This is a genomic window from Rhodococcus sp. ACT016, assembly GCF_050477185.1.
GTDB lineage: Bacteria > Actinomycetota > Actinomycetes > Mycobacteriales > Mycobacteriaceae > Prescottella.
Genome location: NZ_JBEAET010000001.1, coordinates 4,159,059 through 4,185,727 on the forward strand (window position 1 = coordinate 4,159,059; position 26,669 = coordinate 4,185,727).

The following is a 26,669-nucleotide window of genomic DNA, read 5'->3' on the forward strand; positions in this document are numbered from 1 at the left end:
GTATCCGACTGCGTGGTCCTGCCGTGGTGTAGGCAGTGGCCGGAGGCACAGTCTAGCCGAGACCGACCGTCAGCCAGCCCTCCAGCCCTCCGAACCCGCCCGAAACGGACAACAGACCGGTCGATCGTTTGCGACGCCGACCCGGGTTCGGGTAGACATCGAACTGCCCTTGCGTGCGACGGCACCCACGTCGCCGCTGCCGTGGCGTGGCGACGAGCGTGAGCGCCGGAGATCAGCAGCGTCGAGACAAAGCAAGGAGTGTCATGACACCGATAGTGCTCAAGTGCGGCGACGCGCCGTTGCCGCTGGCGCTGCGGTCGCTCGACCTTTTCAACGTTCCGGCGCTCCCCGAGAAAAGCGACTTCGACGAGGCCTTCGCCAAGCTCGAGACAGTGGAGCAGCCCCGCCTCGTCGTCGTCGGCGACGACGCCGCCCTCGCAGCCGCGCTGACCCGGCTGATGCGCAGCGAACGCCTGCACATCGAGCTCGCGTACGTCCCCGAGGAGCGGACCGAGGCCACCCACGCGTACGGGCTCCGGACAGGCTCCAAGGCGGCCGCGATCGCCGTCTCGGGCGGCGCCCGGCCGATGCCGCTGATCCGCGACGACGCCGGAATCGCCCTCGTCGGCGAGGCGCGCATCTACGGCTCCGAGCACGCGGGCGAACTGACCGGCGAGGCGTACGTCGACAACGACCGTCTCTTCTCGGGCACTGTCCCCGGCATGCGCATCGTGCCGACCCCCGAACTCCCGGGCCTGCGCGCCACGGTGGACAAGCGCCGCTGGTTCGGCGGCCACCGGTGGCTCACCGGCCGCGCAGTCCAGCTCGGATCGCCGTCGGCCGTCCTGACCCGCGACGGCGTCCGGAACCCGCGCGCGGTCAAACGCTCCACCTTCTACCGACACGACCAGGACTGGCTGCTCGTCTTCGGGTCCTGACACCCGTTCGCCTGGATACTGGGACTCATGCATCCCGATTCACGCACCCGGGCGGCGGCGGTCCGTCCGAGCCCCGTGTTCCTCGGCATCGTCGCGATCGCCGTGGTGGGCGGTGTGCTCGCGTGGCGTGCCACGGGCAACGCCACGTCGGGGCGGATCGGGGTGTTCCTGCTCGTCGTCGCCGGGTGGATCGTCACGCTCTGCCTGCACGAGTTCGCACACGCGTTCGTCGCGTGGCGGGCCGGCGACCACGACGTCGTCCTCCGCGGCTACCTCACGCTCGACCCGCGCAAGTACACCCAGCCGCTGCTCTCGATCGGGCTGCCTGTGCTGTTCCTCGCACTCGGCGGCATCGGTCTGCCGGGTGGGGCGGTGTACCTGCGGACGTGGGCGATGCCGCCGCGGGTGCAAACTCGGGTCGCGCTCGCCGGACCGGCCGTCAACGCGGTCGCCGCGGTGATCCTGCTCGCGGTGATCCGACTGTTCGGCCCCGACGGCGGTGCCGTCCCGTCTGCAGTCACGAGCGAGCATCAGGTGTTCTGGTACGGCCTGAGTTTCCTGGCGTTCCTGCAGGTGATGGCCACGATTCTGAATCTGCTCCCGGTGCCGGGCCTCGACGGCTACGGGGCGCTGGAACCGCATCTACAGGCGAGCACGCGCGCCTCGCTCGACAAGATCAAGCCCTACGGGCTGCTGCTGCTGATCGCGCTGCTGTTCGTGCCGCAGATCAACACCGCGTTCTTCGACGCGATCTACTGGATCTTCGGGCTCTCCGGCGTCCCGGACGTCTACGCGGCGTTCGGCAATTACCTCATGCAGTTCTGGCGCTGACCGTTCGCGGGAGGTGACCGTGCCGGCCCCGACCGGTGCCGTGTCATGCAGTCGGGGCCGACCGGTCACATGGTATGACCCAAACGCCCCCGCCCGAGCCTGAGCAGCAACAACGCGAGCGTGTGCCCCTCGGGCCCCAGGTCGTCGAAGCGCGACAGCACACTCATCTCTCGGGTGTGCACCAAACGGGTGCCGCCGCCGAGCATTCGTACCTCACCGAGGATGCGGGAGAGTTCGGTACGCCGCAGGATCGCCGCGAGGATCTGTTGGTCCAAGCGGTCGATCTCCCTGCGGAGCTGCTCGATGTCGACGTCCCGTGGACGATCGGTCTCGTGTTCCGTCGACATGCTCGTCGCCTGTGCGCTGGCCATGTCCTCAACGCTAGGTAGGTGACCGGGCTGAGGTATAGGTAGTTCACTACCCGATCTCGTGCGCCGGGGGCGCGACGGCGGATCGCCCGGACATCAGCCCAGGTCGCTGACCCAGCCGTGCAGTTCGTCGGAGCGCAGCGCCGACGCGTGCCGCTTGCGGAGAACCTCGCAGACCGGACCCTGCGTCCCGTCCCCGACGATGCGGCCGTCGACCTCGGCCACCGGCGCCACGCCCGCCGACGTGCCGGTGACGAACACTTCGTCCGCGATGTACAACTCGGTGAGGTCGACGGTCCGCTCCACGACCGGGATGCCCTCCTCGCGCGCGAGGGTGAGCAGTGTGCGCCGATTGATGCCGTCGAGGATGTCGCACGACGCGTCGGGGGTGATCAGGGCACCGCCGCGCACCAGGAAGATGTTCGCGGCACTCAGCTCGCACACGTGCCCGGCGCCGTCGAGGAAGATCGCGTCGTCGTAGCCGGCGTCGATCGCGTCCTGCTTGGCCAGCACCGAGTTGACGTACGCGCCGTTGACCTTGGCCCGCGACGGGATCGCGAAGTCCGGGATCCGGCGCCACGTGCTGGTCTTCAGCCGCATGCCGTCCTGCGGGACGATCGGCACCGCGTCGTAGACGAACATCGACACCGCGGTGCGACAGCCGCGGACGCGGGTGCCGGGGATCGACTCGTCGACGTGGACGGTGGCACGCACGAAGACGTCCGACGTCGGGGCGTTGGCCGCCACGAGTTCGGTTGCTGCCGAGACGAAGCGCTCGAGGCTCCACTCGTCCACGAACCGGTCGATACCGATGATCTTGCACGACTCGACAAGTCGCCGGTAGTGGTCCGTCAGCCGGAACGCCGTGCGCCGGCCGCCGTCGACGTGGACCGGGAACACCGTGTACACGCTCAGCCCGTACAGGACGGCGGACGTCGCGACGCCGAGCGTCGCCTCGTGCGCCGGGACGAGTCGGTCGCGGTAGTACACGTGGGGATGCGGATCAGCCATGGCGCGATCGTAGAGAAGCGTCCAGTGCGGGGACAGCGGTTTTCTCCGCGACCCTCGCCTCGTTCTCCGATTCCGTTCTCGCATCGACGATCTCGGACCTGCTCAGCACACCCGACAGTCCTCGGTGGCCCCGAGTGCAGGCCGCGGACGCGATGGCCGCGCACAGCCACAGCACCGCGAACGGTGCCGCCCCGGCCGCCACCAGCGCCGCACCCACCCCGGGAACCGCGAGCCCGCGCACGAGACGCGGCCCGGACCCGGGCGGAGTGGCCCACTGCGGCCGCAGCCACACCGTCCGCTGCCCGAAGGACGCCCCCGAACCGATCAGCGCGGGCACGACGACGACCGCACCGGCCGCGAGGACGGCGACGGCGTTGCCGACGACGAGGCCGTCGGACGCCGCACCCGCCACGTCGCACACGAGGTGCACCGCCACCACCGTCGACGCGTACACGAATCCGACGGCGCTGACGTCGACGATCATCCCGACCCAGCGACGCAGAACCGTCACCGGACGAGGTTCGCCCCGCCGCGCCGCCAACCGCTCACGGCTGGGCACCAGTCGTACGCCCACGCCGGCCACCGCGACACCGAGCACGGCGCCGGTCGTGTTGAGCAACAGATCGTCCACGTCGGCGATCCGGTAGGCGCACGGGAAGATCCCCCAGACCCCGGAATACTGCGTGAGTTCGATCGCCAGCGACGCGGCCGCCGCGACGACCACGGTCGTGGTGCGCGACCACTCGAACAGCACCCGCCCCAGGAGTCCGAAGGGGACGAACAGCACCACGTTGAGCACAACCTGCATCACCGCGGCGCTGGTGAGGGTGTCGACGAGGCTCATGCCCGCCGTGTCGCGGCGGATGTCCGAGACGAACGTCAGCGGACGCAGCACCGGATCGGTCGCGGCGAAGGCATCGCACCACGCCGGGGTGAGATCGGGCAGCGGAAACATCGTGAAGGCGACGACGCCCGCGCCGTACGTGACCGCCGCACCGACGAGCACCATCCGCGATGCCGACACCCGACCGAACCGGCGGTAGTGCCACACCACGAGCGGCAGCGAGATCGCCGACGACACCGCCAGCCCGACGAGCAACGAATACAGAACCTGTTCACGCACAGGATCAGTCCACCATCGGCACGGTGTGCGCCACATCCGCTCGGCGGCCGATATTCGCCCACCCTGCCGTCATACCGCGGGATGATCTGCACCCGGATTCGGGTCGGGGTGCGCCCCGTTCAGGTGCGCGATCCGCAGCGCCGTCTCGCGCAGCGCGGCGCGCAACGACACCGGCGCCAGGACCTCGACGCCCGGCCCGAGCGCACCGAACTGTTCGAGCGCCACGTCCTCGGCCTCGAGCATCAGATCGACCGTCACCCAACCCTGTTCGTCGGTCGCGGTCGGCGTCACCTTCGCCGCCTCCTCCCCCACCACCGCCGGCAGCCGCCGCCACGCCCGCGGCGACAAGCGCACCCGGCACGCGAAGCGGAGCAGCGCGCGATCGAACTCGGCCGTCGACGCGGCCCACCACGCGGCCAGGTCGAACGACTCCGGCCGGCGCGCCGCCTCGTCGAGGACGCGCGCCGTGTCGATCCGCGACACCCGATACGACAACGTCCGATCCCGATGCCGCGCAACGAGATACCAGACCCCCGCCTTCGCGACCAGACCCAACGGATCGAGGGTCCGCGACACCTTCCGCGCGCCCCTGCGGTAGCGGACCCGCACGCGCCGCCCCTCGAGCACCGCCGTCGCCACCGGTGCCAGTTCGCCCGGGTCCGACGGCCGGGTGAACCAGCCCGGGGCGTCGATGTGCAGCCGCTCGCGCCACAGCAGCGCACCGGTCCTCAGCGGAAGCGGCAGCGCCCCCAGCAGTTTCGACTCGGCGCGGGCCGTGACGTCAGCCATCCCCAGGTCGTCGGCCAGACCCGGGATGCCCAGCAGCATCAGCGCCGACGTCTCGGCCCCGGTCATGCCGCTGAGCTTGGACTGCCAGCCGTCGAGCAACCGGATCCCGCCGCCCGGCCCGCTCTCGGTCCACACCGGCACGCCCGCGGCCTGCAGTGCCGCGACGTCGCGGTAGACGGTCCGCACCGAGACGCCCAGTTGGTCGGCCAGGCGCGCCGCGGTGCTGCCGGGGCTGCCCTGCAGGCGCAGCATCAGATCGAGGAGTCGGCTCGAGCGCACGTACCGGAGCTTACGAAATATCACTGACAGTAGATGTCAGTGATGCGGTCGCACACTGGTGTCATGGCAACTTGGCAGGAGTTCTCCGAGCAGGCCCCGGCACTGGCCGAGGCGGTCCACGCGCGACTCACCGCGCACAAACACCACGTCCTCGCGACCCTGAGGGCCGACGGGTCACCGCGCGTGAGCGGCACCGAGGTCGAGACCTTCCGTGGACTGCTCGTACTCGGATCGATGCCCGGTGCGCGGAAGGCGCGCGACCTGCAGCGGGATCCGCGCTACTCGCTGCACTCGAATCCCGGCCATCACACGATGGAGGGCGGCGACGCCAAGATCTCCGGCCGCGCCCGCGAGCTGACCGGCGCCGAGAAGCAGGCGATCCTCGACTCCTATCCGCAGAACCCCGGCGACGACGCGCAGATCTTCGAACTGAGCGTCGACGAGGTGGTGCTGACCACGGTGTCGGAGGATCGCCTGCACGTCGACCTCTGGCGCCCCGGCGCCGACGTCACGCGGGTCGGCCGGTGAGCGCGCCGGACCTGTCCGGGAAGGTCGCCCTGGTCGCCGGCGCGACGCGCGGTGCCGGACGGGCCATCGCGGTCGAGCTGGCCCGCGCCGGAGCGACCGTCTACGCGACCGGACGGAGCAGCCGGATCGACGGGCGGTCGGAGATCGACCGGCCCGAGACGATCGAGAAGACCGGTGAACTCATCGCCGCCGCCGGAGGCAAGGGTGTGGCGCTACGCGTCGACCACCTCGAACCGGACCAGGTGCGTGCCCTGATCGAGCGCATCGACGCCGACCACGGCCGCCTCGACATCCTGGTCAACGACATCTTCGGCGGCGACCGCTACGCCCAGTTCGGCACCACCTTGTGGGAGCACGACCTGGACGGGGGCCTGCGGATGCTGCGGATGGGGATCGACACCCACGCGATCACCAGCAACTTCGCGCTACCGCTGCTGATCCGCCGGCCGGGCGGGCTGGTCGTCGAGATGACCGACGGCACCGCCGAATACAACGTCGCCTACCGGCACCAGAACGGGTTCTACTACGACCTCGTCAAGGCCGCGGTACAGCGGATGACCATCGCGCAGGCGTACGAACTGGCCGCGCACGGGTGCACCGCCGTGGCGGTGACGCCGGGGTGGCTGCGCTCGGAGACGATGCTCGAGCTCTTCGGCGTCACCGAGGACAACTGGCGCGACGCGCTCGAACAGGAACCGCACTTCGCGATCTCCGAGTCCCCGACGTTCGTGGGCCGGGCGGTCGCCGCACTGGCCGCGGCGCCCGATGCGGGCGGGTACGGCGGCCAGGTCGTCTCCAGCGGACAACTGGCGCAGCGGTACGGCTTCACCGACGTCGACGGCTCCCGGCCCGACTGCTGGCGGTACATGGTCGAGGTGCAGGACCGCGGCCTGCCGGCGAACACCGCGGGCTACCGCTGAGGATGCGTCCTCCGGCCCCGCGTCACCAGGTGAGGTCCTCCTGGCACCGCGAGCCCTCGGCGCCGGACTCGACCTGAACGGTGGCGTGGCCGAGGCCGTGCGTGTCGAGCACGGTCTTGGCCGCGGCCAGCACCCGCTGCGAGTCGGTGTCGTCGCCGTCCATCGTCAGATGCACGGTCGCGACGTCCATGCCGGTGGTCAGCGTCCACACGTGCAGATCGTGCACGTCCGAGACGCCGGGAACCGCGTGCAGGTCGGCGCGGACGGCGTCGACGTCGACGTTCGCGGGCGACGCCTGCGTGAGGATCCGCAGCGCCGACGCGGCCAGCTTGAGCGCGCGCGGCACGACCCACAACGAGATCAGCACACCGACGACGACGTCGGCGTACGTCCAGTCGAACAGCACCAGCGCGGCACCGGCGATGAGGACGCCGACGCTGCCGACGGCGTCGGCGAGCACCTCGAGGTAGGCGCCGCGGACCGCGATCGAGTCCTTGGCGTCGGCGCGCAGCATCAGCATCACGACGACGTTGGCGGCCAGACCCGCGACCGCGGTGGCCATCAGCGGGACGCCAGGGATCTCGGGGACGTCGCCGATTCGGCCGATCGCCTCGTACATCACGAACGCGGCCACGCCGAGCAGCAGGACGGCGTTGGCCATCGCGGTCAGGACCTCGGCGCGATGCCAACCGAAGGTGCGCGCGGCCTTCTTCGACCCCTGCTTCGCGAGCAGCAGCGCGACCAGACCCATCGACATGCCGACGACGTCGGTGAGCATGTGGCCGGCGTCGGCGAGCAGCGCGAGCGATCCGATCGCGACCGCGACGACCACCTCGAGAACGAGGAACGCGATCAGGATGCCGAGCGCGATCACCATCCTGCGAATGCGCGCGTGTGACTGCCCGGCGCCGCCGGCGCTCACCGTGTTGCCGTGGCTGTGCCCGTGACCTGCTCCCATGATCAACCTCCTCGCGGGTCCGGCCCATCATATGCATACATTCGCATATATCAAAAGGTTCAGAGGTCGGGGCGATAGGCCGGCTTGGGGACCGTCGGCGGCAGCGTCGCGATGGCAGAGATCCGGCCGAGCCCCGCGACCTGCAGTAGATCCACGATCAGGGAACGAATCTGCGCGAACACCACGGTCGCGGAGATGCCCGCGTGCTCGACCAGTTCGGGCTTCATCCCGGACGAGACCGTGCGCAGCACCCGCGCCGCCTCTGCCTGGTCCGGCTGCTCCCCCGGCTCGGCCAGGATCATCCGGCGCAGCACGTCCAGCGCATGCGAGAGTTTCTCGATCTGGTCGACCAGGCGCGGGTCGAGGATCTCGTCGTCGCGCACCAGCGACAGCGACCGGCGCGCCAGCACGCGGATGTTGCGCATCGCGTTGTCGATCGGGTCGGCGGTCGCGGTGAGCCGGGCCAGCCGGGCGCGAGTGCCCCAGTACAGCGGCGAGATCCGGCTGATCTCCTTGCCGCCGGAGAGATTGCTGTGCAGGGAGTCGATCGCCGACTGCGTCGCGCGCGCCTTGCGGAGCGCCTTCTCGATCGGTTTGGCGTCGTTCTCGATGAGGCCGTCGGCGACCAGTTGCAGCACCTCACCGGCGGTCGCGAGGATCCCGGCGGCGTCGCGCCGGGCCCGGCGCACCGGATGGGTCGGGACGACCGCGACGACGGCCACACCGACGAGGCCGCCGACCAGCGCGTCGATCATGCGCTCGAAGCCGGCCGCGTCGCCGGGCGGCAGGAGCGTCGCCACCAGCACCGCGGAGGTGCCCGCCTGCATCGAGAAGATGGGCCCCGATCCGATCAGGACGGCCGTCCCCATCGCCAACGTGACGACCAGCGTGATCTGCCACGCACCGGTGCCGATCACCGAGATCAGCAGGTCGCCGACACCGATGCCGACGGTGACACCACAGACCAGTTCCACCGAGCGGCGCAGGCGCGCACCGAGGGACAGCCCGAGCGAGACCACGGCGGCGATCGGCGCGAAGAACGGGCGGGGGTGACCGACGACGGTAGTCGCGACGAACCACGCGATCCCGGCCGCCAGGCCACACTGCAGAACCGGCAGCGCCGAGACCCGCAGGCGGCGGATCCCCGCCGCCATCCGGTCCCGGCCCGCTGCCGGTCGTGGAACGAAGCGGCTAGCCGAGACCAAGTGCTTCGGCGGCCCGCGGGTCGCTGTCCTCGAGCAGGTCCAGGCAGCGCGCGTACTCGTCGGTCTCGCCGATCGACTGAGCGGCCCGCGCGAGCGCAGCTACGCAGCGCAGGAATCCACGGTTGGGCTCGTGGCTGTAGGGGACGGGACCGAAACCCTTCCAGCCGTTGCGGCGCAGCTGGTCCAGCCCACGGTGGTAGCCGGTGCGGGCGTACGCGTACGCCGCCACGGGCTGCCCCTGCTCGAGCGCCGCCTCCGCCAGGTACGCCCACGCGATCGACGCGGTGGGGTGCGCGGCGGCGACCTTGGCCGGGTCCTCGTGGTTGAGCAGTGCCGACTCCGCCTCGTCGTCACCGGGAAGCAGGGTGGGCTGCGGGCCGAGAAGATCACCGAAAGACGTCATGGCGTCCAGGTTACGTGCACCGTGCCCGGCACAGCGCGGGGGCCGATAGGCTGCCCACCAGTTGATCCCGCTCCCGCACCGAGAGGCGTCACGTGCCCGACACCGACGACATCCAGCCCAGTCCCGCGTCCACCGGCGCCGGCCCGCAGCGCATCGCGCCCACCGCGCCGACGGCCGGGTCGAGCACCGGACGCGGCCGCAAGCGCGGCTGGGTGATCGCGTCGACCGTCGCGGTGGTCGGTGTCCTGGCGGCACTCGGCGTCGCCGGGTTCGTCATCGCCCGCGGCGGCGCCGAGAACGCGGCCGAATCGCAGGTACGCGACACCGTCGACTCGTTCGTGACGGCACTCGGGTCGGGCGACCTGACGACGCTCCAGTCGTCGACGTGCGGCACGCTCGCCGACTTCTACCGCGACATCCCGGCCGCCGAGTTCGCCGACGTCCACCGCGACGCCGTCACCAACGGCAGCGTCCCGGTCGTCACGAGCATCGACGCCGTCCAGATCAACGGGAACTCGGCGATCGCCCAGGTCACGGCGCACACGCAGGCCAACCCGTCGGACGCCTCGCCGCGGACGTTCGATCTCGTGCGCGTCGACGGCGACTGGAAGGTGTGCAACCCCCAGTAAGCCCCCGACCGGGCCCTGACCGGCCCTGACCGGCCCCTGAAACGCGTTTTGCGCACTCGCCGGTGTCCCCCGAGCCGGGGAAACAGCGGCGAGTGCGCAAAACGTGGATGTGGTGAGGGCCTTCCCTCGACTAGCCGGCGGAGACCGAGCGGCCCGCGGACTTGAGGTCGTTGCAGGCCTCGATGACGCGAGCGGTCATGCCGGCCTCGGCCTTCTTGAGGTAGCTGCGCGGGTCGTAGACCTTCTTGTTGCCGACCTCGCCGTCGACCTTCAGGACACCGTCGTAATTGGTGAAGAAGTGGCCGGCGATCGGACGTGAGAACGCGTACTGGGTGTCGGTGTCGACGTTCATCTTCACGACGCCGTAGCGCAGCGAGTCCTCGATCTCTGACTTCAGCGAGCCCGAGCCGCCGTGGAAGACGAAGTCGAACGGCTGGGAACCGGCGGCCAGACCGAGCTTGGCGGTCGCGGCCTCCTGGCCCTCCTTGAGCACCTCGGGCTTGAGGACGACGTTGCCCGGCTTGTAGACGCCGTGGACGTTGCCGAACGTCGCGGCCAGCAGGTACTTGCCGTTCTCGCCGACACCGAGCGCGTCGACGGTCTTCTCGAAGTCCTCACGCGAGGTGTACAGCTTGTCGTTGATCTCGGCCTCGACGCCGTCCTCTTCACCGCCGACGACGCCGATCTCGACCTCGAGGATGATGTTCGCGGCCTTCGACAGCTTCAGCAGCTCCTGCGCGATCGCGAGGTTCTCGTCGATCGGCACGGCCGAGCCGTCCCACATGTGCGACTGGAACAGCGGGTTCTGGCCGGCGTTGACGCGCTCCTGCGAGATCGCGAGCAGCGGGCGGACGAAGGTGTCCAGCTTGTCCTTGGGGCAGTGGTCGGTGTGCAGCGCGATCGTGACGTCGTACTTGGCTGCGACGACGTGCGCGAACTCGGCGAGCGCGACCGCACCGGTCACCATGTCCTTGACACCCAGGCCCGAACCGAACTCGGCGCCGCCGGTCGAGAACTGGATGATGCCGTCGCTGCCGGCGTCCGCGAAGCCCTTGATGGCCGCGTTGATCGTCTCCGACGACGTGCAGTTGATGGCGGGGAAGGCGAAGGAGTGCTCCTTGGCCCGACCGAGCATCTCGGCGTAGACCTCGGGAGTTGCGATAGGCACGGCGGCTGTCCTCCATGTGACGGGTTCGGGCGCGGCCGATTGTCACGGCGCGCGGGTTCTCTATGCAGTATGGCAACCCGGGCGCGCCGCCGCCTCCCCTGGTGTCGGCTCGGTGTCGGCTCGCCGGACCCGGTGGACTCAGCCGGCTCTCAGCGGCCGCCGGTAGTCTGGTGCGCGTGAATGCGCTGGCAGCCTCGGAGTCCGTGACCACGAATCTGGCATTGCTGCCGGACTTCCTCGATCCAGTGCACCTGCTGAACTCGTTCGGGACATGGTTCCTGGTCGGACTCCTCGTCGTCGTCTTCATCGAGTCAGGACTGCTGTTCCCGCTCCTGCCCGGTGATTCCCTGCTCTTCACGGCAGGCCTGGTCGCGGCGGCCGGTGCCGGTGCGAGTGGCGTCGAGGGATTCGCTCCACTATGGGCGCTGATGCTCACGATCCCGATCGCCGCGATTCTCGGCGACCAGGTGGGGTATCTCATCGGCACGAAGGGCGGTTCAGCCCTTTTCAAGTCCGACGACGCGAAGATCTTCAAAAAGAGCTACATCGAGGAGGCGCACGCATTCTTCGAGAAGCACGGCCCCGCCACCATCTTCCTCGCGCGGTTCGTGCCGATCGTGCGCACGTACGCCCCCCTCGTCGCGGGCGCGTCGAAGATGAAGTACTCGACGTTCATCACCTACAACGTCATCGGCGGCATCATCTGGGGTGCCGGCGTCACGCTGCTCGGCTACTTCCTCGGCCAGATCCAGTTCATCGCCGACAACATCGACCTCATCTTCATCCTCATCGTCCTGGTGTCGGTGGTCCCGATCATCGTCGAGGTCGGCAAGCGGTACGTCGGCTCGCGGAAGGCGGCGGGGACCGAGATCGTCGACAACACCGAATCCGTCACCGCACCTCACGATCCGACCGCTTGACGATGACCATCGCGGCCGGAACCTTCGGCCCGCTCGAGTCCGCCGGCCCCGCGCTGGTGTGGCTGGTCGTACTCACCTTCGTCTTCCTCGAATGCGCGGTGATCGTCGGCCTGTTCCTGCCCGGCGACTCGATGCTCGTCACCGCGGGGATCGTGATGGCCACCCACGAGGCGGGCCCGGAGCACACGTGGGCGCTGTCTGCGGGTGCGATGGGCGCCGCCGTGGCGGGCAACCAGGTGGGGTACGCCATCGGCAAGCGCAGCGGCCACCACCTCGTAGCGCGCCGCAACGGCAAGTACGTCAACGCCAAGAACCTGCACAAAGTCAACGTTCTGCTCGACCGGCACGGATTCTGGGCGGTCCTGGTGGCGCGCTGGATTCCGTGGATCCGCACGCTGTGCCCGATGGTCGCCGGCGCCGCGCACATGAACCACCGCCGCTACACGATCGCCAGCACCATCGGCGCTGTCGTGTGGGCGCCCGTCCTGTTGCTCGTCGGCTTCTACTGCGGCTCGCTGCTCGAGCGGGTGCCGTGGTTGATGCCCGTCGTGCTCGGCGTCATGGTCGGCGTCCTGGTGGTCGGAACCGTTCTCGGCCTGCTCAGCTATCGCCGGGAGATGTCGAAGCCGGCGCAGGACGTGCTCGTCGACGACCTCGTCGACTGACTCGCCTCAGCGACGTTTCGGATAGCCGGCGGCCGAGACCAGGTAGGCCGACTCCATCAGCAGCCAGCCGCTGAGCTGTACCGACAGGTCGCGCTCCGCGATCTCCGACGGGCGCACCGACCCGCCCTCGAGGGTCGCGATCTCACCGCCCAGTCCGGGCAGTTGCGCCGGCAGGCTCCAGTCCTTGCCGAACAGCGGCAACTCCTCGACCTGCAGCCGGTTCTCCCACGCAGCCTCCGCCGAACCGAGCACCAGCTGAGCCGCGATCCGCCGTGCACGCACGTCCTCGGGGGCGTTGCCGGGCAGCATCAACGCGACGATGGCGAGGTGGCGGGCAAGCAGCCCGTTGAACAATCCGCCGTCGCCGCCGCCCCCACCGCGGATGACGCCGCCCTTCGCGAGCCGATCGTCGACGGCGTCGACCAGTCGATGCACCCGGGCGCGGTGCCGCTCGTCGCCCAGCCGGACCGCGAGTTCCGTCTCGAGCGCCAACACGACGCCCTGGCAGTACGAATAGAAGTTGCGCTCGATGGTTCCGTCTCGCCGGACGCCGTCGAAGATCAGACCGGTCTCCGGATCGCGAAGCGTCTCGTCGATCCAGTCGGCCATCGCCTGGGCGCGCCACAGCCGCCCGGTTCGCGCGAGCACGAGACCGGCCGGACCGTTCGCCGGTGTGTTGTAGAAATCGGAGTGCCTGCGCCACGGGATCCCGCCGCCGGCATCCGGCGACCACGCGTCGAACAGTTCCGATTCCAGGATCGCCAGCGCCTTGCGGTTGCCGATCAACTGCATCCGCTGGGCCCGTTCGAGGCCCAACCCGAGCCACGCCATGTCGTCGTAGTAGCTGTTGGTCCAGCCCGAGACGTTGCGGACGCGGTGGCCGCGAATGAGTTTCACGAGCCGACGGCGTCGTTTCGACGTCGGATTCCGTTCGGCGGCATCCACCGTGCAGTTGATGAGATTCGCCTGCCACCAGTAGTGCCAGTTCACGAATACGCGTTCCCGGCGAACCGCGGGCCACGCGACGACCGCCAGGGCGGTACCGGGCATCCCCCACACACGACGGATGTGCCGAGTGATGACCGCATTCTCGGCGGCATCCGCTCGGGCAGACCATTCGCGCTGCATGCCTACCGATCTTGCCTGGGTACGGTGTGTTTCGCTACCAAGCGCGACCGAGATCGGCGTGTTGCCGTATCCAGGTGTGCATCGCGATCCCCGCTGCCACGCCCGCATTGATGCTGCGGGTGGACCCGAACTGGGCGATGGACACCGTCATCGACGCGACCGCGTGTCCCTGCTCGGTGACGCCGGGACCCTCCTGCCCGAACAGCAGGATGCAGTCGCGTGGCAGGTCCGCGGTCTCGATCGGAACCGAGCCGGGCGTGTTGTCCACCGCGACGATCGTAAGGGCGTTGTCCCGCGCGAACTCCGCGAGCTCGTCGAGGTCGGCGTGGTGCATCAGGTGCTGGTAGCGGTCGGTGACCATGGCGCCGCGGCGGTTCCAGCGTCGACGCCCCACGATGTGCACCGCGGCCGCCGCAAACGCGTTCGCGGTCCGCACCACGGTGCCGATGTTCGAGTCGTGGCCGAAGTTCTCGATCGCGATGTGCAGGGGATGCCGGCGGCTGTCGATGTCGGCGACGATCGCTTCCCGCGTCCAGTAGCGGTAGGCGTCGACGACGTTGCGCCGGTCCCCCTCCACCAGGAGCTCCGGATCGTAGTGGGGATCGTCGGGCACCGGCGTACCGTGCTCGACGGCCCACGGGCCGACGCCGTACGGGTGCTCGCCCCATTCGGTGGGGCCGGGGACGTCGACGCCGTCGGCCGCGTCGGCGTCGGTCACGTCGACAGCGTCTTCTCTGGCCGGTGCATGCATCTTCGGGTCGCTCACCGCGTCGAACCCCAGACCGCTACCCGAGCCACAGCCGATTCCTCCACACTCACACACGACGACACGTCGACGCTGAACTCTAGTCGCCTACCCCGACCCCAGCCTCCGCCCACTGCGGCTGAGCAGTCGGTTCGTGGACCTGGCGAGCCAGGCCGGGCTGACGCCCGCCGCCGCGGCGAGCACCTTCGCCTGCAGACCGACGGCGAAGTGCACCTTGGGAATGCGGCCTCGGTGTCCGGTCGCCGCGACGATCGCGTCCGCCACGTCCGACGCGGTGAGCCGGACACCGAGTGAGCGGGTGGTACCCGTCGACATCCCCCGGACCATCCCGGTGCGCACGAACAGCGGCCACATGTCGATCACCCGGATGTCGTAGGCGCCCCACTCGAGGTCGAGCGCCTCGGTCAGTCCGCGCACCGCGAACTTGGTGGCACCGTAGGTCGCCAGTTCGGGCTGTCCGTAGATCGCCGACGCCGACCCCAGGTTCACCACCTGCGCCCCCGGCGTCTCCCTCAGGTAGGCGAACGCCGCGAGCAGTCCGTTGATCGTGCCGCCCACGTTGATGTCGACCATTCGCCGGTGCGCGTCGGCGGGGATGTCCTCGAAGCGCCCCGACGACAGCACCCCCGCGTTGTTGACGAGGACGTCGAGCCGACCGCCGGCGGTGAACTCCGACAGCCGCGCGCGCCACCCGTCGAGATCGGTGACGTCGAGCCGTCCCGTCCGCACGCTTCCCCCGCGGGCGACGATCTCTCCGCGCAGCGACTCGAGTCCGTCCTCGTCGACGTCGTACGCGCCGACGACGTAGCCGCGGCCGGCGAAGGCCAGCGCGGTCGCGCGGCCGATGCCCGCGGCCGCGCCGGTGACGAACACGGTGGGTCGGGATGTCCCAGATACCTCAGCCATGCCGTCAGGCTAGGTCCTGCGTGACCTTTCCGGTGACGTTCGGCGCCCGATCGCCGCCCTCCCGTGGCCCCCTCGGCACGGTGACCGTGGCGACCACCGACAGGATCGCGACCGCGAAGCACGCGATCGTGTACCAGAGGTTGCCGATCGGATCGCCGTTGCCGGTGACACCGTCGACGGCGTCGAGGAACGCAGGCAATGCCGTCACCCACAGCACGGCCATCACCGCGATGTACACGGCGCCGTAGATCCGGACGAAGTCGTTCGAGTAGGCGGGGACGTCGGATGTTCCCGCGCGCAACCGCGACCACTGCTTGACCAGGATCGGAATCGCGACGACCGCGACGGCGACGAGCTCGGCCGCGTAGAGGAATCCTCGGGCCGTGTCGCTACCCATCCCGAAGACCGTCGCCGGGAGCGGGAGGACGAACACGCCGACGGACGCGGTGAGACCGACCACCACTGTGCGCCAGACCAACTCGAGCCCGGAGAAGTGCCGGCCGCGATCGACGTAGCGGCCGACGAAGAACTGGACGCACAGCGCCAGCGACATCGGCCAGAGCGCGGCGAACACCACGACGCTCGGCAGCGGAACCGAATCGAAGAACGGCTGGTTGACCTTGTTGTCGAGGGACCACTCCCACCACCGCAGTTGCGGCCCGAGCTGGTCGAAGATCTCGTAGAACGCGTGGTGGACGAAGCCGACACACACCGCGCCGAGAAACACCCCGTAACGCCGGAACACGCCGAGCATCCGGACAATCTCGAACGCGAGCGTCGCCATCAACGGATAGATCGCGACGATGTACAGCGGGAGCCGGCCCCACAGGAAATCCACGGTGAACACGTTGTGCGCGAACATCGTGCCCAAATAGTCCTCGGTGCCGAACGCGGCCGGGAAGTAGATCGGCGGCTCGATCACGAACAGGAACGCGGTGGCGCCGAACCACAGAACGAGGTTGGTGGGGTCGCCGTGGCGGCGCAGACGCACAATCGCGTAGACGAGCGCGAGCACCGCGCCCAGCACGATGGTGAACTCGAGGACCGGGAGCGTCCAGTTCTCCAATGCGAACGGGTTGCGGACCTCGAACACTCCCCCGGCGTCGTCGCACGAGAAGCCGAGCCGAGTGGCCAGGCCTTCGAAGGTGGGCGAACAGTGATCCGACATCAGTTCGCCTCCCGCGTATCTGCGGTGTACCAGTACGTGACGTCGTAGCCCTCGTCGTAGCGATCGAACCACTCACCGGCGAGCGTGGGCAGCTTCTCGTGATCGGGGTTGTGCTTGGGCATCTGGCTGCGGACGACACCGGCGAGCGCGACGAGCTGTTCGCCCATCGGCAGGTCGTCGAACGCGCGCGGCATGGGCCCGTGATCGGTGTAGCTCAACCACGGCACGCTCTTGCGGATGCGCTGCGCCCGCCGGTGCCGCGCGAACATCGACATCGCGTCGATCTTCCGATCCTCCAGCGGGACATGCTCGTTGAAGCCCTCGCATGCGATCTTGATGACGTCGAGCACGTGCTTGAACACCGACGGGGCCTGGCGCATCCGGTAGAGGTCGCTTCCGACAACGGAATTGAAGATGACCAGCGCGGAGCTGCGGTGCTCGACCTCTTCGACGAAGTGCCAGATGAACAGCGACGCGACGCGGTCGTCACCCGGCCGGAACAGTCGAGAGTCGTTGTCGAGCATCAGCTTGAACACCGGGGTGAAGGTCGCCTCCAGGTCGGCGGTGTAGGCGAGCCGGTATTCGAGCGACGTCTGCGCGGTGAGCTTGTCGAACGCACCGATCACCTCGTCGAGGGTGCCCTGGAGCCCCGGGTAGCGCTTGATCAGCCCCTTGACGTGCTGGCGGTGCGCCGTCGAGTGCTGCCCCTCCTGGCGCATGAAGGCGTCGGCCTCCTCCGCGACAGCCGGATCGGTGATGCGCGGCATGAGTTCGGTGATCAACTGCACGATCATCTTCTCGAAGCCGATCGCGAGTAACGACACCGCGTTGGCCATGCTCGAGAAGGCCGGGTTGTCCTCGTTCCAGTTGAACGGCACGTCGTAGTCCGCGAAGGCGAAACGCATCTTTCGCACGTGTAAGTCGGTCACTCCGGGTACCTCGTCTCTCCTACGTCTTCGCAGTCCGTGTTTCGCACTTCTGCCCAGGCCGGTCCGGGGCCCGAACGTCCTGCGAGGCCCCGCGTCGCCAGAACATACATCACCCGCATCATCCGTATGATGAGAACGCGTTCTATCGCTGTGGCGCTGTGATAGCGTCGGCCCCTGATCCGGGCGGCCGTACACATCGACCCGGTGCGGTCCGAGCCGAGGAAGCAAACAGTGGCGCGCAGGCGTGGGTGGGGCGGCAGTCCCCCCGTGAACGACGAGGAAGCGTCGCAGCGAATCGTTTCCGCCGCAGTCGATCTGATCGGCCGGACGGGTGCGGTGATCAGCATCGCCGATGTCGCGGAATCCTTGGGCGTCATCCGGCAGACGGTGTACCGCTACTTCCCCAGCACCGACGCCCTCCTGCGGGCCGCGGCCATCGCGTCGGTCGGGAGTTTCCTCGACCGACTGACAGAGCACACACAGGGACTCGAAGAGCCCGCCGAAGCCCTCGTCGAGGCCGTGATCTACACGCTGGACGACGTGCGCCGCACCCCCCACCTGGGGATCATGCTCTCCGGCGCGCATTCCCACACCGAGGGCATCACGTCCGACGAGGCCATGGTCTTCGGAATGACGATGATCCGACGCTTCGACGTCGACTGGGAGCGGCACGGCTACGACGAACCGGCCCTGCGCGAACTCGTCGAGTACCTGCTGCGGACGATGCAGTCGTTCTTCGTCTCGCCCGGCAACCCGCCGCGCAGCGAAGACGAACTGCGCTCCTACCTGCGACGTTGGATGGGAACATCCATTGCCGCCCAGATCGATCGGGGTGCCGCGGCCACACCATCGGAGCCTGCGCCCGGCGACTAGGCTGGGGATGTCACGGGAAGAATGTCATGAACCACCCACGCATCGTCCGCACCGTCTGCTTCATCACCGTCAGCTACGTCATCGTTCTCGCGATCTGGCTGGGATGGCTGATCGAGCACACCCCCGAGGGCACCATCCCGTACCAGATCGGCGGGCTGCTGGCGGCCTACGGTTCCGTCCTCGGGCTCGGCATGATGTGGGCCGACCGCCCCACCCACGCCGAACGCAAGCTCGCCAAGCACGGCATCGAGGGGTGGGCGAAGATCCGCCGGACGCAGCGGATCCGACGCACCGTCGACAACGGCGAACTCACCGAACTGGACCTCGATCTGACGGTGCCCGGCTCGGAGTCGTACAAGGGCCGCGTGCTCTACGAGGTGCTGCCCGAGAACCGGTCGCGATTCGTCGTCGGCGAGACCATCTCCATCCGCGTCGACCCGCGCAATCGTGACCGAATCCTGATCTACCCCTAGACGTTCCGCTGCTTCGCGCCGCTACCGAGCGCGATCATCCCCTCGACCAGCAGCAGCTGCGCGGCAGCGTACGACGCCAGGATGGCGCCCTCGGCGACGGCCCGCGACTTCTCCCCACGCAGGAACAGCTTGCGCACCACGATGGTCCCGTCGGACCCGGTGAACAGCAGCCCGCCCAGACCGAGCCAACTGCGCCGATCGCGGCGGTTCGGCATCGGCAGCCCGGCGACGTCGGCGGCACCGGGTGCGAGCGCGGGGTCGGCCGCGAGCGTCGCGGTGGTGCCGAGCAGCGCGCCGTAACCGGTGAGCGTCTTCGCAACCGTCGGGGCCTTGGCGTGCAGCAGGCCCGACGCCCCGGCCCACGCGCCGAGTCGAGGCAGCGCGGCGGCCAGGCGGGGCCGAGCGCCACGTCGGGTGAGCAGCGACGAGTAGGCGACCTGCATGACACCGAACGACGTGGCGCCGCGCCTGAGGCGGGCGTCGACGTCGGGGTCGATCATGAACACGTCGCCGACCGTGGCGGCCGCGAGGCCGGCGACGAGCAGTGCGGTGTCGGCGGTGTCCAGGTCGTCGCGGCGGCGCAGCACGCGGGTCGCGAGCGCCGGCGCGATGAGCGGCTTGGCGACCTGCTGGATCCGCTCGCTCCCGGTGACGGCACCGTAGACCGTCGCCGCCGTCGCGCCGACGAACACCGCGTGCTCGAGTCCCCACTTCTTGATGCTCGCGAACGCCATCACCACTCCCTCGTGTCCGATTCCGCACGACGGTACCGCCACCGAACGGTCAGTCCGGCGTTTCGCACGCCCGGCGCGCCCCCGGACTGACCGTTCGGATCGACAAATGGGCTCGACATGGGGGTTTACATAGATAGTTAGCTTATGTAATTATTGGACCATGAGTTCGACCGATCCCGAGTTCCGCGACCTACTCGTCGACCTGGTGAGCAACGCCCACCGCTTCACTCGCCTGGCCTCGACGCTCGCCACCGACGACCGACCCCGGTCGTGGATGCGGGCGCTGTCGCTGCTCGAGGAGCAGGGTCCGCTTCGGGTGAGTACGTTCGCCCGGCTCGACAGCTCGTCGCAGCCGTCCGCGACGGCGCTGCTCAAGAAGCTGGGACAGGAAGGCTTCGCGAAGAGGCAACCGGACCCCGACGACTCGCGCGCCGTCCTCGTCGGCATCACCGACGAGGGCCGCGAGTGGCTCGCCGAGGGCCGACGCAACCTCGCGGACGTCCTCACACCGCACTTCGCGCACCTCGAGCCCGAGCAGATCGCTCTGCTCTCAGAGGGACTCGGCGAACTCCGGGCGATCATCCGCACAGCCGCGGCGGACCGCTGACCACGACGACATCATCAAGGAGGGATACGTGAGCACCACGACCGCCCCCGCCGCGAGCACCAAGCCCGGCATCCTGCAGCAACCGAAATCGGTGTGGGCAGTCGCCTTCGCCAGCGTCATCGCGTTCATGGGCATCGGCCTCGTGGACCCGATCCTCAAGCCGATCGCCGAACAGCTCGACGCGACGCCGTCGCAGGTGTCGCTGCTGTTCACCAGCTACATGCTGGTCACCGGCGTCGCGATGCTGTTCACCGGCATGATCTCGAGCCGCATCGGCGCCAAGAAGACGCTGCTGTGGGGCCTGGCCATCATCGTGGTGTTCGCGGCCGCCGCGGGCGCGTCGAGCACGATCAATCAGATCGTCGGCTTCCGCGCCGGCTGGGGTCTGGGCAACGCCCTGTTCATCGCGACCGCGCTCGCCGCGATCGTCGGCGCGGCCAGCGGTGGCGTGGCCCGGGCGATCATCCTCTACGAGGCGGCGCTCGGCATCGGTATCGCCGTCGGCCCGCTCGTCGGCGGTGTGCTGGGCAACATCAGCTGGCGCGCACCGTTCTTCGGCGTCGCGACCCTCATGGCGATCGCGTTCATCTTCATCATGGTGATGCTGCCGAAGGCGCCCAAGCCGCAGCACCACACCTCGCTCGCCGCACCGTTCCTGGCGCTGCGCCACCGCGGTCTGCTGACCGTCGCGATCACGGCCCTGCTGTACAACTACGGCTTCTTCACGCTGCTCGCGTACACCCCGTTCCCGCTCGACATGGGCACGTACTCGATCGGTTTCATCTTCTTCGGCTGGGGCCTGATGCTGGCGATCTCGTCGGTGTTCCTGGCTCCGCGCCTGCAGCGCGCATTCGGCACGCTGCCGATGATGATCGCCGCGCTGACGCTGTTCGCGATCGACCTCGGCGTGATGGCGCTGTTCACCGAGTCCAAGCCGGTGCTCGTCGTGTGCGTCGTCCTCGCGGGCCTGTTCCTGGGCGTCAACAACACGCTCATCACCGAGACCGTCATGATCTCGGCGCCGGTCGAGCGCTCGACGGCGTCGGCCGCGTACAGCTTCGTCCGGTTCGTCGGTGGCGCCGCGGCACCGTACCTCGCGGGCAAGCTGGGTGAGCACAACGTCCACATCCCGTTCTGGGTGGGCGCGGCGTGCACCGTCGCCGGCATCCTCGTCCTCGCCACCGGCCGCAAGGTCCTGGCGCACGTCGACGATCACGACCCCGAGCCGCACAGCGTCGAGGAGGCCACCGCCGTCACCGTCGGCGACGCGGACTGAGTTCCTGACCGAACCTGTCATCAGCTGAAGGGTCCCTTCACGCGCACACAGCGCATGAAGGGACCCTTCAGCTTCCAGCACAGGGATCGCTCAGTTGGCGGGGGTGTGCACCAGGTCGATGTACTCCTGCGGCAGCTCGTCGAACGACAGCTTGGTGACGCTCGACGGACCGGAGTGGTACGAGTCCTCGCCCTGGATCAGCCCGTTCTCGTCCACCGGCCACAGGATCAGCTGCCGGAACACGACGAGGTAGTCGGCCGACTCGTCGTCGACCGGGATGCCGATCTGCGCGGCGTACGAGCCCGGGTAGATCTGCTTGAGGAAACCCTCGGTGACCAGGCAGTGGTCGTCGACGACCAGGCGGTCGAGCTCGTATTCGAGGATGTTGGTGCGCGTCGCGAGGAAGTCCAGGTAGTAGGTCTTCACCCCCTCGGTGCCCTTCGGCCCGACGTCCTGGCCGCCGTTCCAGAAGTGGTAGTCCGGGGTGGGGCTCAACGTCGCCATCAGGCCGTCGAGGTCCGGGGCGGCCTCTGCCTTCATGTGCTCGATCACGACACCGAGAACGACCCGGTGCCGGGCGTTGGTGGTGGTGGCGAGGCGCTGCTCGAGTAGTTCCCAGGTACGGGTGGGATCGACGGCCATGTGCGAATTCCTTTCCGGTGAAACGAACTTCGCAACGATGGTGACCCACGTCACGGTCGCGGGTCACCCGACGGGCGTCGACTGATTCGACCGAGCTTTCCGACGCGTGTCGGATGGCCTCAGTACCCCGGCCCGAACACCTCCGACGCCGCCAGCTCCGTCGACGACAACGCCATCCGCCGGATCATCAGCACCAGCGTCGCCATGAACCGGTCCATCGCGTCCTCCAGGTTCCAGCCCATCTCGGTCTCTAGATGCGCGAGCCGAGCGGCGACGGTGCTGTGGTGCACGTGCAGTTCCGCCGCGGTGCGCCGCAGCGAACCGAACACACAGAATGCCTCCAGCGTCGCGACCTCCTGGGCGCCGGTCGCCGACGCGGCGATCGCGTTGATCCGCGCGACGTCTCGGTCGTTGAGGAGACGTTCCAGGGGCAGTTCGGCGAGCAGTTCGAGCGAACTCAGCCGCCCGTACGCGACCGCGCGCCGCCCGTAGCCCGTCGACGACGCGAAGCGCAGCGCCCGACGGGCCTGCTTCCACGACGTCGGCGCCGCGTACACGCTCACGCGCTCCCCGATCCCCACCCACGGGCCGCGATCGGCCCGCGACGTCGGGTAGGCGTCGACGATCGCAGCATGCAGGTCGTCGGCGAGCGTCTGGCTGTCCGTGTGGTCCTGCAACAGCACCGCGGTGAGGTTGCCGACCTCGACCGAGCGGACCAGCCGCCCCGAGCAGGTGCGCGAGATCAGTTCGACCGCAGACACACTCGATGTGGACGACACCGCCAGTACCCGGATCTCGCGCGCCGGGTCCAGCCCCAGCAGCCCCACCGCACGCACCCGGTCCTCGCGACGCTCCTTGTCCGAGAGCACCACCTCGAGCAGCGCGGGATCGCCCAAGCGCAGCCCCTCCGCTGACCCCGACCGCGCCGCCGCGACGCGCAGCGTGTGACGCAGTCGGTCCAGCAGCACCGAGTCGAGGGGGCGTTCGGCGCCGTCCCGCTCGAGCCACACCCAGGGATCGTGACGCACCGGTTCGGCGTCGCGCGTCTCGTCGAGCGGGCCGCCGAGGGCGTCGTAGCGGATCACGGTGCCCGCAGCCCACCGGGCGCCGACCGGACACTCGGCGAGCAGCGCCGCGGCCCGGACGACCGTGTCCGCGTTGGCCGCCGACTCGCCGAGCTCGTCGAAGTACGAGATGATCCGCAGCACCGAGACCGAGTCCGAGCCCAGCTCCGACATCCGCAAGTGCTCGTGACTCACCGTGGGCTCCGTTCCTCGTCGTCCTACGAGGATGGCTCAGCGCCGCCGGGAAGGAATCCCGCCCTCCCGATCGACGGGAATCCACCCCGCGCTTTGCGCACTTGTCGCGTCCCAGACCCCTCTCGAATCGCGATAAGTGCGCACAACGCGGAGGGGGAGGTCAGGTGAGGCGGCGTGCGGGCGCGGACGCCGCGACGACGGCGAACGCAGGCTCGGGCAGATTGCGTTCCGCGGCCCGCCTGCGCGTGGTCTCGACGGCCTCGTCGACCCGCTCGGCCGGGATCAACGCGATCGCGGAGCCACCGAAGCCGCCGCCGGTCATCCGGGCGCCCAACGCCCCGGCGATCAGCGTGGCCTCGACAGCATTGTCGAGTTCCGGGCACGAGACCTCGAAGTCGCGACTGAGCGACATGTGCGACGCGTACAGCAGCCTGCCCACCTCGTCGAACTCGCCGGACTCCAACGCCCGCACCGCCAATCGGACGCGGGCGATCTCACTGATCACGTGCCACGCGCGGCGGCGCAGGACGTCGTCCTTCAGCGACCGGACCGCGTCCATCCCGTCGCGTCCGTTGTCGGCGAGTTCGCGCAGCGAGTCGACGCCGAGTCGACGGGCGGCCCGCTCCACCGCGGACCGCCGCTTCGCGTACTGGCCGTCGACTAGACGGTGCGGGGCGCGGGTGTCGATCACCAACAGCGACAACCCCTCCGGCACGAACGGCACCTGCGACACCGCACCCGACGCCGAATCCAGCAGCAGCGCATGCCCTTCCGTCGTCCGCAGCGACGCCGCCTGGTCCATTCCTCCGGTCGGGGCGAGCGCCACCTCGTTCTCGGCCCGCACGCACGCCGCCGCGAGTGCCGCGCGCTCGGCGTCCGGGGCGAGCGCGAGCGCCAACGAGCACTCGAGTGCCGCGGAACTCGACAGCCCGGCCCCGATCGGCACCGTCGACACGAAGGCGGCATCGACTCCCCCGAAATCGTCGGCGAGCAGTCCGTTCTCACGCAGCGCCCAGATCACACCGGCCGGGTAGGAGGCCCAGCCTGTGGGCCGACCGGGCCCGATGCCGCGCAAGCGGCCGTCCCACGGCTGCCCGTCCGTCGACCGCAGCCGGATCAGTCCGTCCGTGCGCGGCGACACGGCGACGACGGTGCTGTGCGGCAACGCGATCGGCAGGCACAGTCCGCCCGCGTAGTCGACGTGCTCGCCGATCAGGTTCACCCGCCCGGGCGCCGCCCACAGACCCACGGGCTCGCCCCCGAACTCGCGGCGGAAGACGTCGGTAGCCGACTGCGCGAGTTCGACGTCGGGCACGGCGGGGAACCACCGGACCGTCACGGCGCGACCTCCCGGAATCGGGCGGCGATCGCCTCGGGCGTGGTGTCGCCGATCCACGCCCCCATCCCGGACTCGGAGCCGGCGAGGAACTTCATCCGGTGTGGCGAGCGCATGAGCGAAAACACTTGCAGGTACAGCCTTCCCAGTTCGCGTCCGGCGCCGACGGGAGCCTGGTGCCAGCCGGCGATGTACGGCAGGCGGTCGACGCCGTCGAAGAAGTGATCCAGGCGCCCCAGCACATCGAGGTACAGGTGGGAGAGTTCGTCGAGCTCGGCGTCGTCCAGCTCGGTGAGGTCCGCGACGTCGCGGTGCGGCGCGACGTGCAGTTCGACGGGCCAGCGGGCGGCCGCCGGGACATACGCGGTCCAGTGCTCACCCTCGACCACCACGCGGGTGCCGGCACGTCGTTCGGCGTTGAGGACGTCGCGCAGCAGCGAGCGCCCGGTGCGGCTGCGGTGCTCCTCGGCCTGCCGCAGCAGCGCGGCGGTCCGCGGCGGCAGCGTCGGGTAGGCGTAGATCTGGCCGTGCGGGTGGCTGAGCGTCACCCCAATCTCCTCGCCGCGGTTCTCGAAGCAGTACACCTGCGCGACGGACGGCAGCGCCGACAGCTCACGCGTCCGGTCCCGCAGCGCCTCGAGCACCGTCCGCACCCGCGCGGGCGACAGCTGGGCGAAGCTGCGGTTGTGATCGCTCGTGAAGCACACCACCTCGCACCGTCCGTCGGCGGCACGCTGCGGCCAGAGTGCTTCGCCGTCAACGAGTTCGGAGCCCAGCGCCGCGCCGGACGCCAGCGACGGGAAGCGGTTCTCGAACACCGCGACGTCGTAGTCGGCGGCGGGAATCTCGGTCGCGGGACGTCCCGGACGAGTGGGGCACAGCGGACACTCGTCAGTCGACGGCAGGAAGGTGCGGTTCATGCGGTGCGCCGCCAGCGTCACCCACTCCCCCGTCAGGACGTCGTAGCGCATCGACGACGCCGCCTCGACGGGCGCCAGGTCGCGGCCGTCGTGCAGTTCCCGCGTCGCCGCCCCGCTCGCGAACGGCTCGGTGTCGTCGAAGTAGAACAGCTCACGCCCGTCGGACAGGAGTGTCCGCGTTCTCCGGATCGGCATCGGAACACGATATGCGACCGCCCCTATTCCGTCGCCTACCACCCGGTTTGGTTCGGTCGGACGTTCTGTGTGAGCATGCTCGAGGCTGTTGCTCCGTCACCGGAGTCACAACAGCCGGGGGGATACGAAACACATCGAAACAACGGGGGATTCACATGAAGCTTCGTAGCTTTGCCGTGCGCGCATTCGCCGCCGCGGCCGCCGCGACCGCGGCCGTCACTGGTGTCGCCACCACCGCGAGCGCCGCGCCCGCGCCGATCCTGCACACCACTCTCAACGGCCCCACCCTGGCGGTGCTCGGGCAGAACGACTTCTGCAACGGCCTGATCGACACCGTCGTCGAGACCGATCCCACACGTCCGGGTCTCGCCACCATCGCCTTCACACCGCGCGGGATGAACGGCATCGGGCCGGGATGGGCGCAGAACCCGGTCTGCAAGGCGAAGGTCTCCATCGCATGGAACCTCGGTATTTACACCGGGCAGGTCAAGGAAGTGGAGCTCCTCGCCGTCCAAGGGCAAACCGTCCGTACCGAGATCAATCCCGGTTCCGGAGTCGCCAGAATTTCGATGCTGGTCGGCCCGGTCAGCCCCTGGTACAACGAAGTCCGCCCGCAGACGTCCTACGGGGCCGTCCAGGCATTCTTCCTCGTCCCCTGACCGGACGCTCCAACAGTTGAAGGGACCGTTCACGCGCTGCGAGCGCATGAACGGTCCCTTCAG

The 26,669-nt window shown here is 69.2% G+C and carries 30 protein-coding genes; 12 read left to right on the plus strand and 18 right to left on the minus strand.

The window, feature by feature from the left end; all coding sequences use genetic code 11:
* Window positions 1–263 precede the first annotated feature (263 nt).
* Together ACQ5DX_RS19215 and ACQ5DX_RS19220 are read left to right on the plus strand one after the other, a co-directional pair.
* Window positions 264–938, plus strand: coding sequence for a hypothetical protein (locus ACQ5DX_RS19215; RefSeq protein WP_430334078.1), 675 nt, complete (start codon window positions 264–266; stop codon window positions 936–938).
* Between the two features lie 27 nt (window positions 939–965).
* Complete coding sequence (locus ACQ5DX_RS19220) at window positions 966–1,769, plus strand: site-2 protease family protein (RefSeq protein ID WP_430334079.1); 804 nt, start codon at window positions 966–968, stop codon at window positions 1,767–1,769.
* A gap of 65 nt (window positions 1,770–1,834) precedes the next feature.
* Here ACQ5DX_RS19220 and ACQ5DX_RS19225 read toward each other — a convergent pair whose 3' ends face one another.
* The 4 genes from ACQ5DX_RS19225 to ACQ5DX_RS19240 form a co-directional block, all read right to left on the minus strand.
* Window positions 1,835–2,116 carry a chorismate mutase gene (locus ACQ5DX_RS19225; protein WP_430335745.1) on the minus strand — a complete coding sequence of 94 codons (282 nt, stop codon included), beginning with the start codon at window positions 2,114–2,116 and terminating at the stop codon, window positions 1,835–1,837.
* Window positions 2,117–2,233: 117 nt separating this feature from the next.
* The gene (locus ACQ5DX_RS19230) at window positions 2,234–3,148 is read right to left on the minus strand and encodes an aminotransferase class IV (protein ID WP_430334080.1); all 915 of its coding nucleotides are present in this window, start codon (window positions 3,146–3,148) and stop codon (window positions 2,234–2,236) included.
* On the minus strand, window positions 3,141–4,271 hold the full coding sequence (locus tag ACQ5DX_RS19235) for a VanZ family protein (protein ID WP_430334081.1): 1,131 nt from the start codon (window positions 4,269–4,271) through the stop codon (window positions 3,141–3,143). Before ACQ5DX_RS19235 ends, ACQ5DX_RS19230 begins: the two co-directional genes overlap by 8 nt.
* Window positions 4,272–4,340: 69 nt before the next feature.
* Window positions 4,341–5,339, minus strand: coding sequence for a helix-turn-helix transcriptional regulator (locus tag ACQ5DX_RS19240; RefSeq protein WP_430334082.1), 999 nt, complete (start codon window positions 5,337–5,339; stop codon window positions 4,341–4,343).
* A 63-nt stretch (window positions 5,340–5,402) separates the two neighbouring features.
* Here ACQ5DX_RS19240 and ACQ5DX_RS19245 point away from each other — a divergent pair, with 63 nt between their 5' ends.
* Together ACQ5DX_RS19245 and ACQ5DX_RS19250 are read left to right on the plus strand one after the other, a co-directional pair.
* Window positions 5,403–5,867 carry a pyridoxamine 5'-phosphate oxidase family protein gene (locus ACQ5DX_RS19245; protein ID WP_430334083.1) on the plus strand — a complete coding sequence of 155 codons (465 nt, stop codon included), beginning with the start codon at window positions 5,403–5,405 and terminating at the stop codon, window positions 5,865–5,867.
* Window positions 5,864–6,787, plus strand: a complete 924-nt coding sequence (locus ACQ5DX_RS19250; RefSeq protein ID WP_430334084.1) for an SDR family oxidoreductase — start codon at window positions 5,864–5,866, stop codon at window positions 6,785–6,787. The genes ACQ5DX_RS19245 and ACQ5DX_RS19250 overlap by 4 nt, the downstream gene beginning before the upstream one ends.
* Window positions 6,788–6,809: 22 nt before the next feature.
* On the opposite strand, the gene ACQ5DX_RS19255 is transcribed toward ACQ5DX_RS19250, so the two are convergent.
* From ACQ5DX_RS19255 to ACQ5DX_RS19265, 3 genes are read right to left on the minus strand one after another with little or no spacing between them, the layout of a single operon-like run.
* Window positions 6,810–7,745 (minus strand): cation diffusion facilitator family transporter, encoded by a 936-nt coding sequence (locus ACQ5DX_RS19255; protein WP_430334085.1) that lies wholly within the window; start codon window positions 7,743–7,745, stop codon window positions 6,810–6,812.
* Between the two features lie 59 nt (window positions 7,746–7,804).
* The gene (locus ACQ5DX_RS19260; protein WP_430334086.1) at window positions 7,805–8,899 is read right to left on the minus strand and encodes an FUSC family protein; all 1,095 of its coding nucleotides are present in this window, start codon (window positions 8,897–8,899) and stop codon (window positions 7,805–7,807) included.
* A 37-nt stretch (window positions 8,900–8,936) separates the two neighbouring features.
* Complete coding sequence (locus ACQ5DX_RS19265) at window positions 8,937–9,353, minus strand: DUF3151 domain-containing protein (protein WP_430334087.1); 417 nt, start codon at window positions 9,351–9,353, stop codon at window positions 8,937–8,939.
* A 92-nt stretch (window positions 9,354–9,445) separates the two neighbouring features.
* Here ACQ5DX_RS19265 and ACQ5DX_RS19270 point away from each other — a divergent pair, with 92 nt between their 5' ends.
* Complete coding sequence (locus ACQ5DX_RS19270; RefSeq protein ID WP_430334088.1) at window positions 9,446–9,982, plus strand: hypothetical protein; 537 nt, start codon at window positions 9,446–9,448, stop codon at window positions 9,980–9,982.
* A gap of 130 nt (window positions 9,983–10,112) precedes the next feature.
* Here ACQ5DX_RS19270 and fbaA read toward each other — a convergent pair whose 3' ends face one another.
* Window positions 10,113–11,150, minus strand: coding sequence for a class II fructose-bisphosphate aldolase (fbaA, locus tag ACQ5DX_RS19275; RefSeq protein ID WP_430334089.1), 1,038 nt, complete (start codon window positions 11,148–11,150; stop codon window positions 10,113–10,115).
* 167 nt (window positions 11,151–11,317) lie between these two features.
* Between fbaA and ACQ5DX_RS19280 the strand changes: the two genes are divergently transcribed.
* Together ACQ5DX_RS19280 and ACQ5DX_RS19285 are read left to right on the plus strand one after the other, a co-directional pair.
* Window positions 11,318–12,070 (plus strand): VTT domain-containing protein, encoded by a 753-nt coding sequence (locus ACQ5DX_RS19280; protein ID WP_430335746.1) that lies wholly within the window; start codon window positions 11,318–11,320, stop codon window positions 12,068–12,070.
* 2 nt (window positions 12,071–12,072) lie between these two features.
* A complete protein-coding gene (locus ACQ5DX_RS19285) occupies window positions 12,073–12,735 on the plus strand; it encodes a DedA family protein (protein ID WP_430335747.1) in 663 nt (220 codons plus the stop codon).
* Between the two features lie 6 nt (window positions 12,736–12,741).
* On the opposite strand, the gene ACQ5DX_RS19290 is transcribed toward ACQ5DX_RS19285, so the two are convergent.
* The 5 genes from ACQ5DX_RS19290 to ACQ5DX_RS19310 form a co-directional block, all read right to left on the minus strand.
* A complete protein-coding gene (locus tag ACQ5DX_RS19290) occupies window positions 12,742–13,863 on the minus strand; it encodes a glycoside hydrolase family 76 protein (protein WP_430334090.1) in 1,122 nt (373 codons plus the stop codon).
* A gap of 34 nt (window positions 13,864–13,897) precedes the next feature.
* Entirely contained in the window at window positions 13,898–14,614 is a 717-nt protein-coding gene (locus ACQ5DX_RS19295) for a TrmH family RNA methyltransferase (RefSeq protein ID WP_430335748.1), read from the minus strand.
* A gap of 102 nt (window positions 14,615–14,716) precedes the next feature.
* Window positions 14,717–15,535, minus strand: a complete 819-nt coding sequence (locus tag ACQ5DX_RS19300; protein ID WP_430334091.1) for an SDR family oxidoreductase — start codon at window positions 15,533–15,535, stop codon at window positions 14,717–14,719.
* Window positions 15,536–15,539: 4 nt separating this feature from the next.
* Window positions 15,540–16,703, minus strand: coding sequence for a hypothetical protein (locus ACQ5DX_RS19305; protein ID WP_430334092.1), 1,164 nt, complete (start codon window positions 16,701–16,703; stop codon window positions 15,540–15,542).
* Window positions 16,703–17,632: a metal-dependent hydrolase gene (locus ACQ5DX_RS19310; protein ID WP_430334093.1), complete on the minus strand. Its 930-nt coding sequence runs from the start codon at window positions 17,630–17,632 to the stop codon at window positions 16,703–16,705. Before ACQ5DX_RS19310 ends, ACQ5DX_RS19305 begins: the two co-directional genes overlap by 1 nt.
* A 231-nt stretch (window positions 17,633–17,863) precedes the next feature.
* Here ACQ5DX_RS19310 and ACQ5DX_RS19315 point away from each other — a divergent pair, with 231 nt between their 5' ends.
* Both ACQ5DX_RS19315 and ACQ5DX_RS19320 read left to right on the plus strand, forming a co-directional pair.
* Complete coding sequence (locus tag ACQ5DX_RS19315) at window positions 17,864–18,505, plus strand: TetR/AcrR family transcriptional regulator (RefSeq protein ID WP_430334094.1); 642 nt, start codon at window positions 17,864–17,866, stop codon at window positions 18,503–18,505.
* 26 nt (window positions 18,506–18,531) lie between these two features.
* Window positions 18,532–18,978: a hypothetical protein gene (locus ACQ5DX_RS19320; protein WP_430334095.1), complete on the plus strand. Its 447-nt coding sequence runs from the start codon at window positions 18,532–18,534 to the stop codon at window positions 18,976–18,978.
* Here ACQ5DX_RS19320 and ACQ5DX_RS19325 read toward each other — a convergent pair.
* The gene (locus ACQ5DX_RS19325; protein ID WP_430334096.1) at window positions 18,975–19,712 is read right to left on the minus strand and encodes a lysoplasmalogenase family protein; all 738 of its coding nucleotides are present in this window, start codon (window positions 19,710–19,712) and stop codon (window positions 18,975–18,977) included. The two genes, ACQ5DX_RS19320 and ACQ5DX_RS19325, sit on opposite strands and share 4 nt — an antisense overlap.
* A gap of 160 nt (window positions 19,713–19,872) precedes the next feature.
* Here ACQ5DX_RS19325 and ACQ5DX_RS19330 point away from each other — a divergent pair, with 160 nt between their 5' ends.
* The gene (locus tag ACQ5DX_RS19330; RefSeq protein WP_430334097.1) at window positions 19,873–20,319 is read left to right on the plus strand and encodes a MarR family winged helix-turn-helix transcriptional regulator; all 447 of its coding nucleotides are present in this window, start codon (window positions 19,873–19,875) and stop codon (window positions 20,317–20,319) included.
* A 28-nt stretch (window positions 20,320–20,347) separates the two neighbouring features.
* The gene (locus ACQ5DX_RS19335; RefSeq protein ID WP_430334098.1) at window positions 20,348–21,595 is read left to right on the plus strand and encodes an MFS transporter; all 1,248 of its coding nucleotides are present in this window, start codon (window positions 20,348–20,350) and stop codon (window positions 21,593–21,595) included.
* 90 nt (window positions 21,596–21,685) lie between these two features.
* On the opposite strand, the gene ACQ5DX_RS19340 is transcribed toward ACQ5DX_RS19335, so the two are convergent.
* The 4 genes from ACQ5DX_RS19340 to galT form a co-directional block, all read right to left on the minus strand.
* Window positions 21,686–22,237: a nuclear transport factor 2 family protein gene (locus tag ACQ5DX_RS19340; RefSeq protein WP_430334099.1), complete on the minus strand. Its 552-nt coding sequence runs from the start codon at window positions 22,235–22,237 to the stop codon at window positions 21,686–21,688.
* 119 nt (window positions 22,238–22,356) lie between these two features.
* A complete protein-coding gene (locus tag ACQ5DX_RS19345) occupies window positions 22,357–23,475 on the minus strand; it encodes a helix-turn-helix domain-containing protein (protein WP_430335749.1) in 1,119 nt (372 codons plus the stop codon).
* Window positions 23,476–23,656: 181 nt separating this feature from the next.
* Window positions 23,657–24,835: a galactokinase gene (galK, locus tag ACQ5DX_RS19350; RefSeq protein WP_430334100.1), complete on the minus strand. Its 1,179-nt coding sequence runs from the start codon at window positions 24,833–24,835 to the stop codon at window positions 23,657–23,659.
* Window positions 24,832–25,947 (minus strand): galactose-1-phosphate uridylyltransferase, encoded by a 1,116-nt coding sequence (gene galT, locus ACQ5DX_RS19355; protein ID WP_430334101.1) that lies wholly within the window; start codon window positions 25,945–25,947, stop codon window positions 24,832–24,834. The genes galK and galT overlap by 4 nt, the downstream gene beginning before the upstream one ends.
* A 155-nt stretch (window positions 25,948–26,102) precedes the next feature.
* Between galT and ACQ5DX_RS19360 the strand changes: the two genes are divergently transcribed.
* Complete coding sequence (locus ACQ5DX_RS19360) at window positions 26,103–26,606, plus strand: hypothetical protein (protein ID WP_430334102.1); 504 nt, start codon at window positions 26,103–26,105, stop codon at window positions 26,604–26,606.
* Window positions 26,607–26,669 lie beyond the last annotated feature (63 nt).

Excerpts from the sequence above, each read along its gene's own strand:
- ACQ5DX_RS19215 (WP_430334078.1), top strand. The coding sequence starts at position 264 with ATGACACCGATAGTGCTCAAGTGCGGCGACGCGCCGTTGCCGCTGGCG.
- ACQ5DX_RS19220 (WP_430334079.1), top strand. The coding sequence starts at position 966 with ATGCATCCCGATTCACGCACCCGGGCGGCGGCGGTCCGTCCGAGCCCC.
- ACQ5DX_RS19225 (WP_430335745.1), bottom strand. The coding sequence starts at position 2,116 with ATGTCGACGGAACACGAGACCGATCGTCCACGGGACGTCGACATCGAG.
- ACQ5DX_RS19230 (WP_430334080.1), bottom strand. The coding sequence starts at position 3,148 with ATGGCTGATCCGCATCCCCACGTGTACTACCGCGACCGACTCGTCCCG.
- ACQ5DX_RS19245 (WP_430334083.1), top strand. The coding sequence starts at position 5,403 with ATGGCAACTTGGCAGGAGTTCTCCGAGCAGGCCCCGGCACTGGCCGAG.
- ACQ5DX_RS19255 (WP_430334085.1), bottom strand. The coding sequence starts at position 7,745 with ATGGGAGCAGGTCACGGGCACAGCCACGGCAACACGGTGAGCGCCGGC.
- ACQ5DX_RS19260 (WP_430334086.1), bottom strand. The coding sequence starts at position 8,899 with ATGGCGGCGGGGATCCGCCGCCTGCGGGTCTCGGCGCTGCCGGTTCTG.
- ACQ5DX_RS19265 (WP_430334087.1), bottom strand. The coding sequence starts at position 9,353 with ATGACGTCTTTCGGTGATCTTCTCGGCCCGCAGCCCACCCTGCTTCCC.
- ACQ5DX_RS19285 (WP_430335747.1), top strand. The coding sequence starts at position 12,073 with ATGACCATCGCGGCCGGAACCTTCGGCCCGCTCGAGTCCGCCGGCCCC.
- ACQ5DX_RS19290 (WP_430334090.1), bottom strand. The coding sequence starts at position 13,863 with ATGCAGCGCGAATGGTCTGCCCGAGCGGATGCCGCCGAGAATGCGGTC.
- ACQ5DX_RS19295 (WP_430335748.1), bottom strand. The coding sequence starts at position 14,614 with ATGCATGCACCGGCCAGAGAAGACGCTGTCGACGTGACCGACGCCGAC.
- ACQ5DX_RS19300 (WP_430334091.1), bottom strand. The coding sequence starts at position 15,535 with ATGGCTGAGGTATCTGGGACATCCCGACCCACCGTGTTCGTCACCGGC.
- ACQ5DX_RS19305 (WP_430334092.1), bottom strand. The coding sequence starts at position 16,703 with ATGTCGGATCACTGTTCGCCCACCTTCGAAGGCCTGGCCACTCGGCTC.
- ACQ5DX_RS19320 (WP_430334095.1), top strand. The coding sequence starts at position 18,532 with ATGAACCACCCACGCATCGTCCGCACCGTCTGCTTCATCACCGTCAGC.
- ACQ5DX_RS19325 (WP_430334096.1), bottom strand. The coding sequence starts at position 19,712 with ATGGCGTTCGCGAGCATCAAGAAGTGGGGACTCGAGCACGCGGTGTTC.
- ACQ5DX_RS19330 (WP_430334097.1), top strand. The coding sequence starts at position 19,873 with ATGAGTTCGACCGATCCCGAGTTCCGCGACCTACTCGTCGACCTGGTG.
- ACQ5DX_RS19340 (WP_430334099.1), bottom strand. The coding sequence starts at position 22,237 with ATGGCCGTCGATCCCACCCGTACCTGGGAACTACTCGAGCAGCGCCTC.
- ACQ5DX_RS19345 (WP_430335749.1), bottom strand. The coding sequence starts at position 23,475 with ATGTCGGAGCTGGGCTCGGACTCGGTCTCGGTGCTGCGGATCATCTCG.
- galT (WP_430334101.1), bottom strand. The coding sequence starts at position 25,947 with ATGCCGATCCGGAGAACGCGGACACTCCTGTCCGACGGGCGTGAGCTG.
- ACQ5DX_RS19360 (WP_430334102.1), top strand. The coding sequence starts at position 26,103 with ATGAAGCTTCGTAGCTTTGCCGTGCGCGCATTCGCCGCCGCGGCCGCC.